13 protein-coding genes are annotated in these 16,427 nt (G+C 66.8%); 6 read left to right on the forward strand and 7 right to left on the reverse strand.

Annotation, left to right across the window (positions count from 1 at the left end):
- The first annotated feature begins 5 nt into the window (after positions 1 to 5).
- Complete coding sequence (locus tag G5S42_RS06290; RefSeq protein ID WP_026229202.1) at positions 6 to 737, forward strand: precorrin-2 C(20)-methyltransferase; 732 nt, start codon at positions 6 to 8, stop codon at positions 735 to 737.
- Positions 734 to 2,488: a precorrin-3B C(17)-methyltransferase gene (cobJ, locus tag G5S42_RS06295; protein ID WP_176110379.1), complete on the forward strand. Its 1,755-nt coding sequence runs from the start codon at positions 734 to 736 to the stop codon at positions 2,486 to 2,488. Before G5S42_RS06290 ends, cobJ begins: the two co-directional genes overlap by 4 nt.
- 34 nt (positions 2,489 to 2,522) lie before the next feature.
- Here cobJ and G5S42_RS06300 read toward each other — a convergent pair whose 3' ends face one another.
- Both G5S42_RS06300 and G5S42_RS06305 read right to left on the reverse strand, forming a co-directional pair.
- Positions 2,523 to 5,144 carry an AAA family ATPase gene (locus tag G5S42_RS06300; RefSeq protein WP_176106010.1) on the reverse strand — a complete coding sequence of 874 codons (2,622 nt, stop codon included), beginning with the start codon at positions 5,142 to 5,144 and terminating at the stop codon, positions 2,523 to 2,525.
- Complete coding sequence (locus G5S42_RS06305; protein ID WP_176106011.1) at positions 5,141 to 6,343, reverse strand: metallophosphoesterase family protein; 1,203 nt, start codon at positions 6,341 to 6,343, stop codon at positions 5,141 to 5,143. The genes G5S42_RS06300 and G5S42_RS06305 overlap by 4 nt, the downstream gene beginning before the upstream one ends.
- Positions 6,344 to 6,552: 209 nt before the next feature.
- Here G5S42_RS06305 and G5S42_RS06310 point away from each other — a divergent pair, with 209 nt between their 5' ends.
- The 4 genes from G5S42_RS06310 to G5S42_RS06325 all read left to right on the forward strand — a co-directional run bounded on the left by G5S42_RS06310 (position 6,553) and on the right by G5S42_RS06325 (position 12,293).
- A complete protein-coding gene (locus G5S42_RS06310; protein WP_176106012.1) occupies positions 6,553 to 7,833 on the forward strand; it encodes a DUF445 domain-containing protein in 1,281 nt (426 codons plus the stop codon).
- 143 nt (positions 7,834 to 7,976) lie between these two features.
- The gene (locus G5S42_RS06315) at positions 7,977 to 9,950 is read left to right on the forward strand and encodes an AI-2E family transporter (protein WP_176106013.1); all 1,974 of its coding nucleotides are present in this window, start codon (positions 7,977 to 7,979) and stop codon (positions 9,948 to 9,950) included.
- 399 nt (positions 9,951 to 10,349) lie between these two features.
- Positions 10,350 to 12,086 (forward strand): FAD-dependent oxidoreductase, encoded by a 1,737-nt coding sequence (locus G5S42_RS06320; RefSeq protein WP_176106014.1) that lies wholly within the window; start codon positions 10,350 to 10,352, stop codon positions 12,084 to 12,086.
- A gap of 21 nt (positions 12,087 to 12,107) precedes the next feature.
- On the forward strand, positions 12,108 to 12,293 hold the full coding sequence (locus G5S42_RS06325; protein WP_013091772.1) for a hypothetical protein: 186 nt from the start codon (positions 12,108 to 12,110) through the stop codon (positions 12,291 to 12,293).
- A gap of 44 nt (positions 12,294 to 12,337) precedes the next feature.
- On the opposite strand, the gene G5S42_RS06330 is transcribed toward G5S42_RS06325, so the two are convergent.
- The 5 genes from G5S42_RS06330 to G5S42_RS06350 form a co-directional block, all read right to left on the reverse strand.
- Positions 12,338 to 12,565 carry a hypothetical protein gene (locus tag G5S42_RS06330; RefSeq protein WP_176110381.1) on the reverse strand — a complete coding sequence of 76 codons (228 nt, stop codon included), beginning with the start codon at positions 12,563 to 12,565 and terminating at the stop codon, positions 12,338 to 12,340.
- Between the two features lie 53 nt (positions 12,566 to 12,618).
- Positions 12,619 to 12,900: a hypothetical protein gene (locus G5S42_RS06335; protein WP_176106015.1), complete on the reverse strand. Its 282-nt coding sequence runs from the start codon at positions 12,898 to 12,900 to the stop codon at positions 12,619 to 12,621.
- Positions 12,901 to 13,103: 203 nt separating this feature from the next.
- Entirely contained in the window at positions 13,104 to 14,087 is a 984-nt protein-coding gene (locus G5S42_RS06340; protein ID WP_176106016.1) for a 2-dehydropantoate 2-reductase, read from the reverse strand.
- A 71-nt stretch (positions 14,088 to 14,158) separates the two neighbouring features.
- Positions 14,159 to 14,953 (reverse strand): class II aldolase/adducin family protein, encoded by a 795-nt coding sequence (locus G5S42_RS06345; RefSeq protein ID WP_176106017.1) that lies wholly within the window; start codon positions 14,951 to 14,953, stop codon positions 14,159 to 14,161.
- A gap of 97 nt (positions 14,954 to 15,050) precedes the next feature.
- The gene (locus tag G5S42_RS06350) at positions 15,051 to 16,250 is read right to left on the reverse strand and encodes an amino acid aminotransferase (RefSeq protein WP_176106018.1); all 1,200 of its coding nucleotides are present in this window, start codon (positions 16,248 to 16,250) and stop codon (positions 15,051 to 15,053) included.
- Between the last annotated feature and the right edge of the window lie 177 nt (positions 16,251 to 16,427).

Raw genomic sequence — 16,427 nt, forward strand, 5'->3', positions numbered from 1 at the left:
GCCAGATAACGAGCCGCGGACGGCTATACGGCATCGGTGTCGGTCCCGGCGACCCGGAGTTGCTGACGTTGAAAGCGCTGCGGCTGCTGAAAGCGGCGCCCGTGGTCGCATATTTCGTCGCGAAGGGCAAGAAGGGCAACGCGTTCGGCATCATCGAGGCGCATTTGCACGACGCGCAGCAGCATCTGCCGCTCGTCTATCCGGTCACGACCGAAGCGCTCGAACCGCCGCTGTCGTACGAAGCGATCATCGCGGACTTCTACGACACCGCCGCCGAAGTCGTCGCCGGCCATCTCGACGCGGGCCGCGACGTCGCCGTGGTCTGCGAAGGCGATCCGTTTTTCTACGGCTCGTACATGTATTTGCACGACCGGCTCGCGGCGCGCTACGACAGCGAGGTAGTGCCCGGCGTGTGCTCGATGCTCGGCGGCGCGGCGGTGCTCGGCGCGCCGCTCGTGTATCGCAACCAGAGCTTGTCGGTGCTGTCGGGGGTGTTGCCCGAAGACGAATTGCGCCGCCGTCTGGCCGATGCCGACGCGGCGGTCATCATGAAACTCGGCCGCAATTTCGACAAGGTGCGGCGCGTGCTCGACGAACTTGGACTCGCGCAGCGCGCGCTGTACGTCGAACGCGCGACGATGCGCAATCAGCGCATCGTGCCGCTCGCCGAAGTCGATCCGATGGCATCGCCGTATTTCTCGCTGCTGGTTGTGCCGGGGCAGAAATGGCAAGGATGAACGCGCCCGCGATCGTGATTCTCGGCACGGGCGCGCTCGCGACGGCGCGGCGGATTCAGGCGCTGTATGTCGAACGTGGCGCGCATGCCGCGGCCGGCGTTGCTGCGGCATGTCAGGTCCACGCGCTGCAAGGCCGCGTCGAGGCCGACGTGTCGTACAGCGAACTCGGTGCGCATCTGCGCGAGCTGTATGCGCGCGGCACGCCGATCGTCGCGTTGTGCGCGGCCGGCATCGTGATTCGCTGCCTCGCGCCGCTGCTGTCGAACAAAGGCGCCGAGCCGCCGGTGCTAGCGGTTGCCGAGGACGGCAGCGCGGTCGTGCCGCTGCTCGGCGGCCTCGCGGGCGTCAACCTGATGGCGCGCGACATCGCTGCCGCGCTGGCCGTGCAGCCCGCGATCACGACGAGCGGCGAGCTGCGCTTCGGCACCTGCGTGCTCAATCCACCCGATGGCTATGCGCTCGCCGATCTCGGCCAGGGCAAGCGCTTCGTGTCGGATCTGCTGGCGGGCGAAAGCACGCGCATCGAAGGCGACGCCCCGTGGCTCGACGACGCGCAACTGCCGCGCTCGGACTCGGCGCGTCTCGCGATTCGCGTGACGCCGCGCGCGTGGGATGGGCGCGAAGACGAGCTCGTGATTCATCCGCGCAGCGTGGTGGCGGCTGTCGTCAGCGACGATGCCGACTGCGCCGATGCGATCGTCGCACGCGTGCGCGCGGCACTGAGCGCGCACGGTCTCGCGATGCTTTCGCTCGCGGCCTTGCTCGCGCCGTCGCCGAGCATGACCGACCCGGCGCTCGCGCAAGCGGCACGGCTTCTCGAAGTGCCGCTACGCTTCGCGGATGCCAGCGCCGAACCGGGCGAAACGAGCGCCGCACGCTTGCTGCATACCGCGCTACGCGTCCCCCACGAAACGCTGCACGACGACGCATACCCGAACGTCGCGCTCGCCCTCTCCTCACTCGCCATCGACCCGGCGACGCTCGGCCGCCCGCGCGGCCGTCTGACCGTGATCGGCCTCGGCCCCGGTTGTGCCGAACTGATGGTCCCGGCCGCGCGCACCGCGTTGAACGAAGCGACCGACATCCTCGGCTACGACACCTACGTGAAAATGGCTGGCCCGCTGCGCGCCGATCAGCGTGTGCGCGGCACCGACAATCGCGAGGAATTGCAGCGCGCGCGGCACGCGTTCGAGCTGGCGAGCGAAGGCCGCTCGGTCGTGATGGTGTCCTCGGGCGACCCCGGCGTGTTCGCGATGGCGGCCGCCGTGCTCGAAGCGCTCGAAGCTTCGCGCAACGACGCATGGGCCGCCGTCGAACTATCGGTCGTGCCGGGCGTGTCGGCCGCGCTCGCGACCGCCGCGCAGGCCGGCGCCCCGCTCGGCCACGACTTCTGCATGCTGTCGCTGTCGGACAACCTGAAGCCGTGGACGATCATCGAAACCCGCCTGCGCCATGCGGCGCAAGCCGATCTGGTGATGGCCTTCTATAACCCGATTTCGCGCGCGCGTCCGTGGCAGCTCGACAAGGCGCTCGATATCGTGCGGGAATATCGCGCGCCATCGACCCAGGTGGTGCTCGGGCGCGACATCGGCCGGCCCGGTGGCACGCTGCGCACGCTGCCGCTCGGCGAGCTGCGCTCGGCCGACGTGGATATGCGTACGATGGTGATCGTCGGGTCGTCGCTGACGAGAAAATTCGCTTGCGGCGACAACGGCGCGCAGTGGGTGTACACGCCGCGGTGGTACGAGTAAGCGGGCCGTACCGGGTGGTGCCAGCCCGCTCCGCTCATGCCATCTTCAGATCCTGCACCGCCCGCTGCCTGACGCCCAGGTCGTCCCACAACTCCGGATGACACGTGAACACCAGAATCTGATGCCGCGTCGCCGCGTCGATCAATACGCGTTTGAGTGCGTCGCGGCGCGCGGCATCGGTGTGGACCGCGGCATCGTCGAGCATCAGCAGAGTCGGCCGGCCTGAGGCCTGCAACAGGTCCGCGTACGCGAGTCGCGTCAGGATGCCGAGCTGTTCGCGCGTACCGAAGCTCAGCGCGTCGAGCAGTTCCGCGCGGCCGTCGCGATCGAGCATCGCCGGAATCAGATCGTCGCCGAGCGCGAGGCTCGACTGCGGAAAAATCCGCTTCAGGTAATGACCGAGCCGCTCGGTCAGCGGCGCGCGCAGTTGCGCGAGCGCGGCGTCGCGTTCGTCGACCAGCACTTCGTCGAGCAGACTCAGCGCGCTCGCGCGCAGGCTCAGTTCGTCCTTGCGGCGCGTGGCCTGCTCGACCTGCGCCTCGAGCACGGCAAGCCGTTCGCCGAGACCCGATGCGCCCATCGTTTCGAGCTGGCTGCGCAGCTCCGCGATCCGCAGTTGACGCTCATGCTGCTCGTTGCGCGCGAGTTCCGCCGATGCGCGGTAGCGCTTCGCCTCCGCCACGGGATCGTCCAGACGCGCCGCATCGAGTTCGCGCTCGCGCTCGCCGCGCTGGTTCTTCAGCACATCGACCTTCACGCGCTGCTCGACGATATGCGCCTGCCACTGCGCGCGGTTGCGTCGGAACGCTTCGTCGTTCAGCTGCGCTTCTTTACGCTGCAGCTGCGCCGTCAGCGAATCGGCCTTGGCGACGCCGGTGGATTGCGCGCCCGCCGCCTGCGCGAGCACCTTGCGCGCGGCCTCCAACGCGTCGCGCGCGATATCGGCATTGCGGCGCGCGTCGTCGAGCGGCGGCGCCGCCGACACGTCGGGAAGACCGGCGAGGCGCTCGCTCGACGCCTGCAAGCGCGCAGCCGTCGATGCCAGCGCCGCGCGCAACGCATCGATGCCTTGCGGCGCATGGACCGCGAGTATCCCGGTCTGACTCTTCTGTTGCGCGACCAGCGTTTTCCATTGCTCGTGACGCGCCTGCGCATCGCCCACCGACGCGACGCCGAGCGTCAGCAGCAACTGCGCGTGTTTCGCCTCGAGCGACGCCAACTCCGACAATCGCGCGGACAGATCGGACACGCCCGGAATCACGCGCAATTCGCCGAGCTCGCCGAGGCCGATGCGTTTTTCTTCGTCGACACGCAGCACGCCTGTGCCGCTGATCGTCTCAGCGCCGACGCGTAACTCGCCGTTCAAGCTGTACTCGATGCGCGTCATCGCCGCTTCGGTCCGCGCGCGCAGCACAGTCAATTCGCTGTCGAGCGTGACGAGGCGCTTGAACTGCGCGTCGTCGAGTTCGAGCGCCGCCGCGTCGCGCGCGGCCTGCAGCACCGCCGCGTTCGCCTTGTCCGCCTCACCGATCGACGCTTCGAGCCGCTGGCTCTCGGCCCGATAGAAATCGACCTGGCTGCGCAGGTCGGCGGCGGTCACGGCCGCGTTCGCGAGTTCGAGCGCGCGGTTCGCCTCGGCGGCCGCCTGCTCGAATTGCGCCACGCGGCTTTGCGCCTGCGCATGCGCGGTTTGCGCAGCCGCGACTTCGGCGCGCGCCGCGTCGAGCTGCTCGCGTTCGCGCGCGATGGCCGCCTCCAGTTCGAGCGCACCCTGCTCCTGCTGCACTGACAACGCGAGTTCCGCCTCGCCGATCTTCAGCGACTGCGCGAGCCCTTCGAGACCGCGTTCGAGTTGTTCGACCGCCGCGGCACGTTGCTGCGCGAGCGCGGCCTTCTGCTCGTGAAGCTCCCACGGACGCCGGCGCTCGGCGTCGTCGAATGCCTGCTGTTGCGAGGCGAGGCGCGCGATGTTGTCGTCGAACTGCTGGCGCTGCTGTCGCAGCTCGTCGCGGCTCGCGATCAGCGTGGCGAGCTTCTGCTCCGCCTCGGCAAGCGGCCCGGTCGATTTCTGCGTGCGCGCGGTCAGCAGTTGCCGCAGCTCGCGCTGCACGGCCGCGATCAGCGCGTCCTCGCCGCCCGCTTCGCGGCCGCCCGACAGTTGCGTGAGCGCGTCGCGCAGATACTGCGCCGCGTGCCCGGTCGAATCGCGCATCTCCTGCGTGCCGCCTTGCTGCACCCACAACAGACCCGGCACGCCGGCGTTCTCGGCTTTCATCGGACCGCGCGCCGCGCGCGAGAAGCCGAGCAGCGCGGCGAGCTTGTCTTCGGCTTCGTCCTCGCTATACACGGCCTGGCCGATTCTCAGCTCGCAGCGCTGACGCGACACGAACTGTTTCGACAGACGGCACGCGACACCATCGAGTTCGAAGCTGACCTCGACCGACGGCTGCCCGTTCGCGAGCCCCCACGGCAACAGGTCCTTCAAATGCGAGGCCTTGTAGCGTTCGAGAAACACCGTGCGCACCGCTTCGGCAATCGTGCTTTTGCCGGCCTCGTTTGGGCCGACGAACAGGTTGAGACCGGGCTGCAGATCGTCGATCACGATCTGCCCGCCGAACTGCCTGAATTCCTGAATCGCGATACGTTGCAGCTTCATGCGCAGGCTCCTTCACGCGGCGCTTCGGGTTGCCGATCGCGCGCCTGCGCGGGTGGTGCGGCATGGGAATCGCGGTGCCACTGTTCGCGCTGAAAGCGCGCCAGCAGCAGCAACGCTTCGGCCGCGCGCCGCGCCTGCTGCGGATCGGCCTGCGCGTCTTCCTGCAAGCCGCGCAGCCGCGCGACCACCTTCGCGAGATAGCCGCTTTGCGCGCCGAGTTCGGCGAGATCGTCGGCGGTGGGCAGCACGTGCAGGCTGCTCAGATCGGCCCGCAACGCGCGCACGCACGCGCGAGCCTCTTCGACCGCGACATGCAGCGCCTCGGCATCGGCGAGCGCCGCGGTGCCGCCGACCTCGATGCGCAGCACGTCATTCGCGCCGAGTTCGGCGAGGCGGGCTTTCAGTGCGTCGATGTCGGTCGGCACCGAAATCGTCTCGTCCCAGCGATGCCACCGGTATTGCCCGACTCGCACCGCGTCGACCTGCGGCATCGCGCCCGGCTCGCTAATCGTGACGTCGAGCACGAAGCCCGGCTCGTTCGCGCGGAAACGGTCCTGTTCGTGTGTGCCCGCGTACCACGTGCGTTCGTCGACACGCAGATGGCCGTGCCAGTCGCCGAGCGCCAGATAGTCGAGCCGCGCGCTCGCGGCGCGCGTCGGCGCGATCGGGTTCGACGAATCGATGCCCTCCTGCAGGATGCCGCCGACGCTGCCATGCGCGAGCCCCACGCGGTGATAGCCGGGCGGCGTCTCGGTGGAATCGAAGAATGCGGTGGTGTCGTCGTAGGTGATGCGCTGCGTGAGCGGCGCGCACAGCAGCGCGCAACGGCACGCGTCGAGCAGCACGACGCCGGTTTCGAGCACGACGCGCACGTTCGGCGGCACGCAATTGAGCCGCTGCGCGCGGGTCCACACGCTTTCGACCAGCGCCGCGTCGTGATTGCCCGGCAGCATGATCCACGTTCCGGAAAACGCTTGCAGCGCCGCGAACAAACGCCGGATCACGGTGTCCGACACCGTCTGCAGATCGAACACGTCGCCCGCGACGAGCACCGCGTCGACGTTGCGCGCGGCCGCTTCTTCGGCGATGCGGCGCACCGTGTCGAAGCGCGCTTGAGCGAGATGCGCGGCCTCGTCCGCTTCGAACTGACCGAACTGCGTGCCGATCTGCCAATCCGCGGTGTGCAGAAACCTGATCACTGTGCCTCCATTGCGATTGCGTTGCGTCGTCTTGCGTACGGCACGACGACGAGCCCAACCGCGAATGTTACCTTGCCGAAGCCCCGGCGCGTATTGCGCGCGCGCATCCAGGCTGGACGCGTGCGCGGGCCGTACCGCATCATTGCAACCGAACCGGCTGCCGCGCCACCTTTCAGCCGCCCGCCGCCCGACACGATCAACCGCGCCCGATGGACAAGACCACCGAACTGAAGAAGGCCAAGCGCACGCCTTTACTGCTGCTGCTTGCGGCCGCCTGCGTTTTCGTCGTCACCGCGTTCCTGCCGCGCGGCCTGTGGGTCGACGGCATCAAGGCCGTCGCCGAGGCCGCGATGGTCGGCGCGCTCGCCGACTGGTTCGCGGTCGCGGCGCTGTTTCGCCGCGTACCGATTCCGGTCGTGTCCGCGCACACCGCGATCATCCCGCGCAACAAGCACAAGATCGCCGACAACCTCGCGCACTTCGTGCAGGACAAGTTTCTCGACGTGCCGTCGCTGGTCGGTCTGATCCGCCGGCACGATCCGGCGCAGAGCATCACCGCGTGGCTCAGCGAATCGGCCAACACCGAGCGCCTCGGCGACTACGTGGTGCGCCTCACCGGCGGCATCCTCGAGGTGGCCGACGACGCGCGCATCCAGAACTTCATCAAGGACGGCTTGCGCGACGTGCTCGCGAAGGTCGATCTGTCGCAATCGCTCGGCGCGATCCTCGACACGCTGACGCGCGACGGCCGTCATCAGGAACTGCTCGACACCGCGATCGATCAGGTGATCGCGGTGCTGCGCGAAGCGCCGGCGCGCGAGTTCATTGCCGCGCGCATCGTCGATTGGGTGAAAAGCGAGTATCCGACGATGGAGAAGTTTCTGCCGTCGGCGTGGATCGGCGACAAGGGCGCCGAAGCGATCGCGAGCGCCGCGAACCGTATGCTCGAACAGATCGCCGAGAACCCCACGCACGAGCTGCGCGACAGGTTCGACCGGGTGGTGCAGAAGCTGATCGTGCGGCTGAAGACCGATCCGGTTTTTCTGCAACAGGGCGAAGCGCTGAAGCGCTATCTGGTCGAAGGCGAGGCTTTCAGCAGCTACGTGAAGGACATGTGGGGCGAACTGCGCGCGTGGCTCAAGCGCGATCTGCAAAGCACCGACTCGGCACTGCATGCGCGTGTCGCCGCGATGGGCGCGTGGGTCGGCCGCGAACTCGCGCGCGACCCAGCGCTGCGGCAATCGCTGAACGATCACCTCGAAGAAGCCGCACGCGCGATGGCGCCGGACTTTGCGCAGTTCCTGACGCGCCATATCAGCGATACCGTGAAGAACTGGGACGCGCATGAGATGTCACGGCAGGTCGAGATGAATATCGGCAAAGATCTGCAGTACATCCGCATCAATGGGACGATCGTCGGCGGATTTATCGGCTTGCTGCTGTATGTGAGTTCGCAGTTGCTGGAGATATTGCGGGTGCATGTAGGCTGACGATTCGAGCTCATCGACCGACCCGCCGCGCAGCCGCGCCTGAGCCCTGCTCCCACCAAACCGCCTACAATTCGGGCATATGTCTTGCGGACGACCAGTGCTCCGCTCGGTCGTCAACGCGTCCCAACCGGAATTGTGTTTACATGAAAATATCGCTACCGCCGCCGCATGGGCGCCCCAATCGCGTTTATCCGCCGGGCACGCCGGGCCTGCATGGCCTCGTGTCGCTAATCACCGGCGTGGTGGTCGTGTGCGCGCTGTACTTCGGGCGGGAGGTGCTGATTCCGATCACGTTGTCGGTGCTGCTGAGCTTCCTGCTCGCGCCGCTCGTGCAGATGCTGCGGCGTCTGCACATGGGCCAGTTGCCGTCCATCTTCATCGCGGTGCTGTTCGCTCTCGCGTCGCTGCTCGCGATAGGCGCGCTGATCGGCGCGCAGCTCGTGCAGCTCGCGAACGCCCTGCCGCAGTACCAGGAAGCGATCGAGCAGAAGATCGAAACCGTGCAGGAAAAGACCGTGGGCCGCGCCGATTCGCTGATGAGCAGCGCTGCCAGCGCGTTGCAGCGCATGGCGCCGTCGCGTCCCGCGCCGCCGCGCCCGACCGGCCGCGCCGCGCGCAACGCGCCGCAGGTGCCGCAACAGGTCGAGGTGCACGAGCCCGCGCCGACGCCGGTGCAGCTCGCGCAGCGCGCGCTGACGCCGGCCATCGCGCCGATCGAGACGACCTTCATCGTGCTCGTCGTGACGATCTTCATCCTGTTGCAGCGCGAGGATTTGCGCGACCGTCTGATCAGCCTGTTCGGCTCGCGCGATCTGCACCGCACGACCACCGCGATCAACGACGCCGCCGGGCGCCTGTCACGCTATTTCGTCGCGCAGCTCGGCGTGAATCTGAGCGCGGGCGGCATCATCGCGATCGGGCTCGCGATCATCGGCGTACCGGGTGCGCTGCTGTTCGGCGTGATCGCCGCTTTGCTGCGCTTCGTGCCGTACATCGGCATCTGGATCGCCGCGATCCTCGCGGTGTTTCTCGCGGCCGCGATCCAGCCGCAATGGACGATGGCGGTCCTCACGCTGATCCTGTTCATCGTCGTCGACGTGGTCGCCGGGCAGATCGCCGAGCCGCTGCTGTACGGTCATCGCTCGGGCCTGTCGCCGCTCGCGGTGGTGGTCGCGGCGATTTTCTGGAGCTGGCTGTGGGGGCCGATCGGCCTCGTGCTGTCGACGCCGCTCACGCTGTGCGTCGTCACGCTCGGGCGCTACGCGGACCGCTTGAACTTCCTGACCGTGCTGCTCGGCGATCAGCCCGCGCTGACGCCCGCGCAGAACTTCTATCAGCGCCTGCTCGCCGACGATCCGCACGAGGCGATCGTGCAGGCCGAACGGCTGCTGCGCGAGATGTCGCTGATCGACTACTACGACAAGGTCGCGCTCGAAGGCCTGCGGCTCGCGCGCAACGACGCGCAGCGCGGCGTGCTGATGCCCGGGCAGTTGCAGCGGATCAACGACGCGCTCGCCGATATCGTCGAGAACCTCGAAATCGCCGACGGGCTGCGCGATACGCTGTCGCCTGCCGAATCGGCTGGTGCGGGTAACGCGCTGCTCGCGGGGGCGCCGGAGCTGGCGTCGCCGGGCGCGGGTGCTTCGGAGCGCTACGGCAGCGATCCGCTGTCGCGCTCGCCACAGGCGGACGAAGCGGGCAAGGCGGCGGTGTTGTGCGTGCCCGGCCGCGGCGCATTCGACGAAGTGACGACGGCCATCGCCGTGCAACTGCTGAACCGCCAGGGCTTCGCGCCGCTGATGGCGACGCACTCCGGCTATCGCAGCGCGCGCGCCGATGAGCCGAGCTTCAAGGACACCTCGATCATCTGCATCGTGTCGCTCGACGCGCCCGAGTCGCCGCCGTATCTGCGCAATATGCTGCGGCGCACGCGCGAATGGCGGCCACGCGCGACGCTGGTGGTCGGCGTCGGCGACGCGCCGGACGACAGCGCCGAACTCGATGCGGGCGGCGAGCTGCATGCGTCGCCGACGTTCCGCGCGATGATCCAGGCTTGTCACGCGGCGACGAGCGGGCAGCCCATGCGGCAGCAATCGCAGACGGCCAGCGCGGGCTGAGGCTGCTGGCCCGAAGCAGGCCAGGTCGAAAAACCAGGATTTTTGCTTCGAGCATCCATCTGCGGCTGTGGCTAGCGCGCACCGCCCCGCTCAGGGCTTATGTTAAGCCTCGCTCGAATCCCATTCTCATGGTCCGTCGAGGCTTGCCTTGAATCCGTTCTGGGAGAACTCGGCTTCAATATCCTGAGTACGCTGAAGCTCAACGGCTTCGAAAACCATACGCGCATCAACGATACGACCGCAGGAAATCGCAGGCCTGATCGTCGAATTCCTGAAGGCCCACTGACGCAAGCCTGGACGGGGTCAACTCGCGTCGCGGCGTCGTACCCAAAATGCGGACAGCCGCGCACGCGCGCTGCCGCATACTGCGCCGATAACGCAAGCAAACCGGAGACACGCATGACCCGTCCGTTCAAACCCTATCCGTTCGCGCCGCGCCGTTATCCCGCCGCGCTGCCGCCGCTCGTCGACGGACGCGATCCACAAACGCGCGCCGTCGCGATCGTCGGCGGCGGTCCGGTCGGCATGACGCTCGCGATTGCGCTCGCGCGCCAGGGGGTGCGCTCGGTGCTGATCGAGGCCGACGACAGCGTCTGCACCGGCAGCCGCGCGATCTGCATCTCGCGACGCAGCCTCGAAATCTTCAAACGGCTCGGCGTCGTCGAGGGGTTTCTGCAAAAGGGGCTGGCGTGGACCGGCGGGCGCAGCTTCTATCGCGACACCGAGGTGTTCCGCTTCGCGATGCATCAGGACGACGAGCAGTCGCTGCCGCCGATGATCAATATCGCGCAGTATCAGATCGAGCAACTGCTGCTCGACGAGATCGAACGGCACGCCGATCTGATCGACGTGCGTTGGCAAACGCGTGTGACGGGCCTCGCGCAACGGCCGCGAGGCGGCGCGACCTTGACGCTGCGCAGCGCCGAATCTGCCGATTCGCAACGCGCGAGCTGGCAGATGGACGCCGCGTGGGTCGTCGCCTGCGACGGCGGACGCAGCACGATCCGCGACCTGCTCGGGCTTAAGCTTACCGGCACGACCTACGAAGGCCGCTACGTGATCGTCGATATCGAACTCGACAGCACGCGCGCGACAGAACGGCTCGCTTATTTCGATCCGCCGTCGAATCCTGGTTCGACGGTGCTGGTGCACAAGCAGCCCGACAACGTGTGGCGTATCGACTATCAGTTGCGCGACGACGAAGACCCCGACGCCGCCGTGCTGCCCGAGAACGTGATGCCGCGCGTGCAAAACCTGCTCGACTCGATGGGCGAAACCGGCGCGTGGTCGCCGATCTGGATCACGATCTACAAGGCCAATGCGCTGACGCTCGACCGCTATCGGCACGGCAACGTGCTGTTCGCGGGCGACGCCGCGCATCTGGTGCCGATCTTCGGCGTGCGCGGCGCGAACTCCGGCATCGACGACGCCGACAATCTCGGCTGGAAGCTCGGCTGCGTGATCAACGGGAGCGCGTCGCCAGCGCTGCTCGATAGCTATACCGACGAACGTGTGTACGCGGCGCGCGAGAATCTGAGCTACGGCATGAAAAGCACCGAATTCATGGCGCCGCCGACCTTCGCGTTCGATCTGCTGCGCACGGCCGTGCTCGGACTCGCCGAGCGTCATGCGGCGGTGCGGCCGCTGATCAATCCGCGCCAGACGCATGCGATCGCGTATCGGCAATCGCCGCTGAACTTCGTGGGCGACAAGGCCGATGCATTCGATCGCGGCCCCGCGCCCGGCACCGTGCTGCCCGAGTGCAGGCTGCTGAAACGATCGCAGGATGGCGCACGGCTCGGCATTCACCTAACCGACCTGCTCGGACCGTGCTTTACGGCGCTGCGCTTCGACCCAGACCACGCGAACGACGGTGAGTCGTGGCAGCAACTGCAAAGCATGCTAGCCAGCCAGGACATTCCGTTCAACCTGATCGATATCGTCACGGCCGAAGCGCATTCGGCAATCAGCCCTCAAGCGATCGATCCAACCGGCCGTCTGCACCACATGCTCGACGCACAGCCCGGCACCGTCTATCTGATCCGCCCCGACGGCCACGTGCTGGCGCGCTGGCGCAACGGCAGCGCGGCCGCCGTGCGGCACGCGCTCGATGCCACGCTGACGCCGCAGAACTAACGCGCAAGGACCCTCGACACCATGACCGATTCCGATCTCGACCTCGTCTATACGACGCTGTGCAACACGCTGACCCACGAAGGCGAAGCGCAGGCGTCGCTGTATCTGGCGCGCCTCGCGCTGTTGTGCCTGACCGAACTCGACGACCCGCGGCGCGCGTTGTCGTTGATCGAAGCGGCGAAGCTGCCAGCTGCCGTCGCGGCCTAGCGCAGGCAAAAAAAACCGCCTCCCTGGAGGCGGTAACGAGCCGACTATTTTTCCGCGAGCCGATGACCGCCGGCATGCGGCTCGACGCGATAGCGCTGGCGAATCTCCTTCAAATGATCGAGATCGCCGGGATGCTTGCCGTCGGGAAAATCGACTTCGGCGATGCTGTGGCCAGCGCTCGCCTTGAGCATCCCGCGCTTTTGGCCGCCGCTGGCCAGCACGGCGATCGCTTTGATATTGCCTTGCTGATCGTATTCGATATGGACCTTCATGGAGGACTCCTCGTCATGTTCGATGGAATTGAGCGGATGCACAGCGGCCAGGTTCATATTGCGTCGGTCCATGCAATGAAGAGTCCGTAGGAAGCATAGTCGGTTGCGCTCTTGTTATGCACTTCCAGCAGCACCACGCGATTGCCTTCGGCGTCGCAATCGTTGGAAAGGTTGCGGACTTCGACGTTCTTGTCCCACGGCGGTCCCGACAGGGGGATCGCTGCCGCCCACAGGATTTCGCCGTAGTTCATCGGACCCACCCACCAGAACGCGGAGTCGCCCGCATTCAGATCGACTCCGCTGCCGAGCAGTTGGCCATTTACATTGATACCCATCGCTGTCTCCCAGTTGCAGACGGCCACAGCGACGCGTAATTGCCCGTGTGCCCGTGGCGGTCGTTACACCGCTGACTAAAGAACGGCGACGTTCGATGCGTTTTGAAGGCACCCTGCTATTCTGCGAATGCCCACAAAAAAGCCGCGCGATCAACGCGCGGCATTTCTTCCTTCTTCGAAGCGAAGGCGTTACGACAACAACCTCACTGCTTCGGATACAAGCCCAACGTACTGGCATGCAGCCGCGCGAGCCCGAGCAACGCATCCGTATAAGGCGTCGGCACATGCGTCAGCTGCCCGAGTTCGCGCACCGCGCCGACCAGCGCATCGAGTTCGACCGCCTTGCCGGCCTGCACGTCCTGCAGCATCGACGTCTTCATCGCGCCGAGCTTCAGCGTGACCGCGTGACGGTCATCGGGCGCCTGGTCGATCGGGATGCCGAAGCGAGCGCCGATTTCCTTCGCCTCCAGCATGATGTGCGTGACGAAGCCGCGCACGAGTTCGTCGCCGAGAATCCGGTCCGTCGTTGCGCCGGTGATCGCGCTGACCGGGTTCATCGTCATGTTGCCCCATAGCTTGAACCAGACGTCGCGCTGGATCTGCGCGGAGGCCGTCGCATGGAAGCCCGCCGCCTGCAGCAGCGCGGCAAGCAACTCGACACGCTCGCTCGCCTTACCCGACGCCTCGCCGACGATCAGCCCATTGCCCTGGTGATGCCGGATCACGCCGGGTGCGTCGGTCAGGCAACTGGCATGCACGACGCAGCCGACCGTCTGCGCGGCCGGGATCGCGGCTGCGATCGCGCCGTCGGGATCGATCGTCTTCAGGCGCTGGCCGGCGAGCTCGCCGCCGAGGCCGTCGCAGAACCACCACGGCACGCCGTTCATCGCCGTCAGCACGATGGTCTCGGGTCCGAGCAGCGGTTTGATATGCGCGGCCACCGCCGCCATCGCCGGGCCCTTCACCGCGATTACCACCAGCTCCTGCACGCCGAGATCGGCCGGCTTGTCGCTCGCCTTCACCTGCTCCGCGTAGATCACGCCGCCTTCGATCAGCCGCAGACCGTGCTGGCGCACCGCGTCGAGCGTCGCGCCGCGCGCGACCACGCTGACCTGATGCCCAGCCTGCGCGAGCTTTACTCCCATCCAGCCGCCGATCGAGCCGGCGCCGTAGATCGCTACTTTCATCGCCTGAATCCTTGCCTGTTGCTGTGTTTATCGCAGCGTTGATTGTCGCGCTCTTTTATGCGTGGCTTCAATCATTGCCGGTAGCTCGCATCGATCCGGTCGACCCGCCGCACCAGCGCATCGAACACGTCCTGCCCGGCGCCGTGGCGCGGGTCGAACTGCAACGCGTCGCGCGAGCAGCGAATCGCGATCTCCTCGGGCACCGGCCGCGCGCGGCCCATCGAAAACGTCGCCATCTGGATTTCGCACGCGCGATTCAGCGTCCACAGAATCGCGAAGGTCTGCGGCAACGTCCGTCCCCACGATAGCAGACCGTGGTTGCGCAGGATCACCGCCTGTTTGTCGCCGATATGCGCGAGCAGCCGCGGGCCCTCTTCCGCATGAATCGTAATGCCTTCGAAGTCGTGATACGCGACCCGGTCGTGCAACTGCGCGCTATAGAAGTTGGTCTGCTGCAGGCCCTCTTCGAGACAGGCCACCGCGACGCCCGATGTGGTGTGCGTATGCATCACGCAGTGCGCGTCGGGCAAGCCTTCGTGAATCGCCGCGTGCACGACAAAGCCGGCCGGATTCACCGGAAAAGGCGAGCCGTCGAGCACCCGCCCCTGCGCATCGATCTTCACCAGATTGCTCGCGGTGACTTCGCTGTAGTGCAGCCCGAACGGGTTGATCAGGAAGTGGCGCTCGGCGCCGCTGACGGTTTCGGGCACGCGCAGCGTGATGTGGTTGTAGATCATCTCGGTCCAGCCGAGCAGATCGAAAATCCGGTAGCACGCGGCGAGCTGCACTCGCGCCTGCCATTCGTCCGGATGCATCGCGGCCGGTCTGGCCGGGCTTGTCGGCTGCGCTTCGAGGGTCGTGGCCATCGTCAGTGTCTCCATGATTGTGGTTGTGACGGCACGCCCATGCGCGCCGCCACCCTATTCACGCGTGCCGCAACAGCGGCTGGACCGCCGGACGGCTTCAGTCGCCCGACACCACCGCCGCGATCGACGACGCGACATAGTCCGCGTTGCGCGCGTTCAGCCCGGCGACACACATGCGGCCCGAGCGCAGCACGTACACCGCGTATTCGTTGCGCAGACGCTCGACCTGGCTTTCGGACAGGCCCGTGTACGTGAACATGCCGCGCTGAGCGACATAGCGCGCGCGCATCACTTCATCGACGCGTCCGTCGAGCCCCGCGTGGATCACGTTGCGCATCGCCAGAATGCGCTCGCGCATCGCGCCGAGCTCGGCTTCCCACGACGCACGCAGCGTCGCATCGGCGAGCACGTTGGCGACGAGACGCGCGCCGTGCGTCGGCGGATTGCTGTAGTTCGCCCGCACCGCCGACATCAGCTGACCCGCCACGCGCGCCGCTTCGTCGGCGCTCTTGCAGACCACGCTGAGCGCGCCGACACGCTCGCCATACAGCGAGAAATTCTTCGAGAACGAGTTCGCGACGATCAGCGGCACGTTCGCGTCGGCGAGCAGGCGCACCGGTGCGGCGTCTTCTTCGAGACCCGCGCCGAAACCCTGGTAGGCCATGTCGACGAACGCGATCAGCTTGCGGCGCTGCAAAACCGGCGCCAGTTCCGCCCATTGCGCCGGGCTCAGATCGACGCCGGTCGGGTTATGGCAGCACGCGTGCAGCAGCACGACGCTCTTTTCCGGCAATGCGTCGATCGCGGCGAGCATCTCGGCGAAACGCAGGCCGCCCGTTTGCGGGTCGTAGTACGGATAGGTGTTGACCGTCAGGCCCGCCCCTTCGAATATCACGCGATGGTTTTCCCAGCTCGGGTCGCTGATCCACACCTGCGAGCCGGGGAAATAGCGCTTCAGGAAATCGGCGCCGACTTTCAGCGCGCCCGAGCCGCCGAGCGTTTGCAGCGTCGCGATCCGGCCTTCGGCGCGCGCCGCGTTATTGGCGCCGAACACCAGCGCCTGCGCGGTGTCGCGATAGAGCGGCAGACCCGCCATCGGCAGATACGAGCGTGGGCCGATCGCGTCCAGCAGCGCGGTTTCGGCGCGGCGCACCGCGTCGATCACCGGTAGCTTGCCGGCGTCGTCGAAGTAGATGCCGATGCTGAGGTTGACCTTGTTCGGCCGGGGGTCTAGCTGAAAGTCTTCGTTCAGGCTCAGAATCGGGTCGCCCGGATAGGCGGGAATATGGTCGAACATGACGGGTCCTTGAAGGCGGCCTGTGCAGGCCTGTTGTAGCGGTCGTCCGCGCGCCGCGTGACGACAGGGCAAACCTTAAGTCTAAGCGGGTTTGCCGGGCTAAGTCGACCCGCACGAGTGTCGGTCGCCGCCGGGCCGCGCACAATCAATCGATTTTTCACGATTCGTAAGTTTTAC

The sequence above is a fragment of the Paraburkholderia youngii genome, assembly GCF_013366925.1.
Taxonomy (GTDB): domain Bacteria; phylum Pseudomonadota; class Gammaproteobacteria; order Burkholderiales; family Burkholderiaceae; genus Paraburkholderia; species Paraburkholderia youngii.

Bases quoted from the DNA above. Each gene is read 5' to 3' on its own strand.
- G5S42_RS06315 (WP_176106013.1), top strand. From the start codon at position 7,977: ATGAAAATATCGCTACCGCCGCCGCATGGGCGCCCCAATCGCGTTTAT.
- G5S42_RS06325 (WP_013091772.1), top strand. From the start codon at position 12,108: ATGACCGATTCCGATCTCGACCTCGTCTATACGACGCTGTGCAACACG.
- G5S42_RS06310 (WP_176106012.1), top strand. From the start codon at position 6,553: ATGGACAAGACCACCGAACTGAAGAAGGCCAAGCGCACGCCTTTACTG.
- G5S42_RS06330 (WP_176110381.1), bottom strand. From the start codon at position 12,565: ATGAAGGTCCATATCGAATACGATCAGCAAGGCAATATCAAAGCGATC.
- G5S42_RS06340 (WP_176106016.1), bottom strand. From the start codon at position 14,087: ATGAAAGTAGCGATCTACGGCGCCGGCTCGATCGGCGGCTGGATGGGA.
- cobJ (WP_176110379.1), top strand. From the start codon at position 734: ATGAACGCGCCCGCGATCGTGATTCTCGGCACGGGCGCGCTCGCGACG.
- G5S42_RS06300 (WP_176106010.1), bottom strand. From the start codon at position 5,144: ATGAAGCTGCAACGTATCGCGATTCAGGAATTCAGGCAGTTCGGCGGG.
- G5S42_RS06345 (WP_176106017.1), bottom strand. From the start codon at position 14,953: ATGGCCACGACCCTCGAAGCGCAGCCGACAAGCCCGGCCAGACCGGCC.
- G5S42_RS06320 (WP_176106014.1), top strand. From the start codon at position 10,350: ATGACCCGTCCGTTCAAACCCTATCCGTTCGCGCCGCGCCGTTATCCC.
- G5S42_RS06335 (WP_176106015.1), bottom strand. From the start codon at position 12,900: ATGGGTATCAATGTAAATGGCCAACTGCTCGGCAGCGGAGTCGATCTG.
- G5S42_RS06350 (WP_176106018.1), bottom strand. From the start codon at position 16,250: ATGTTCGACCATATTCCCGCCTATCCGGGCGACCCGATTCTGAGCCTG.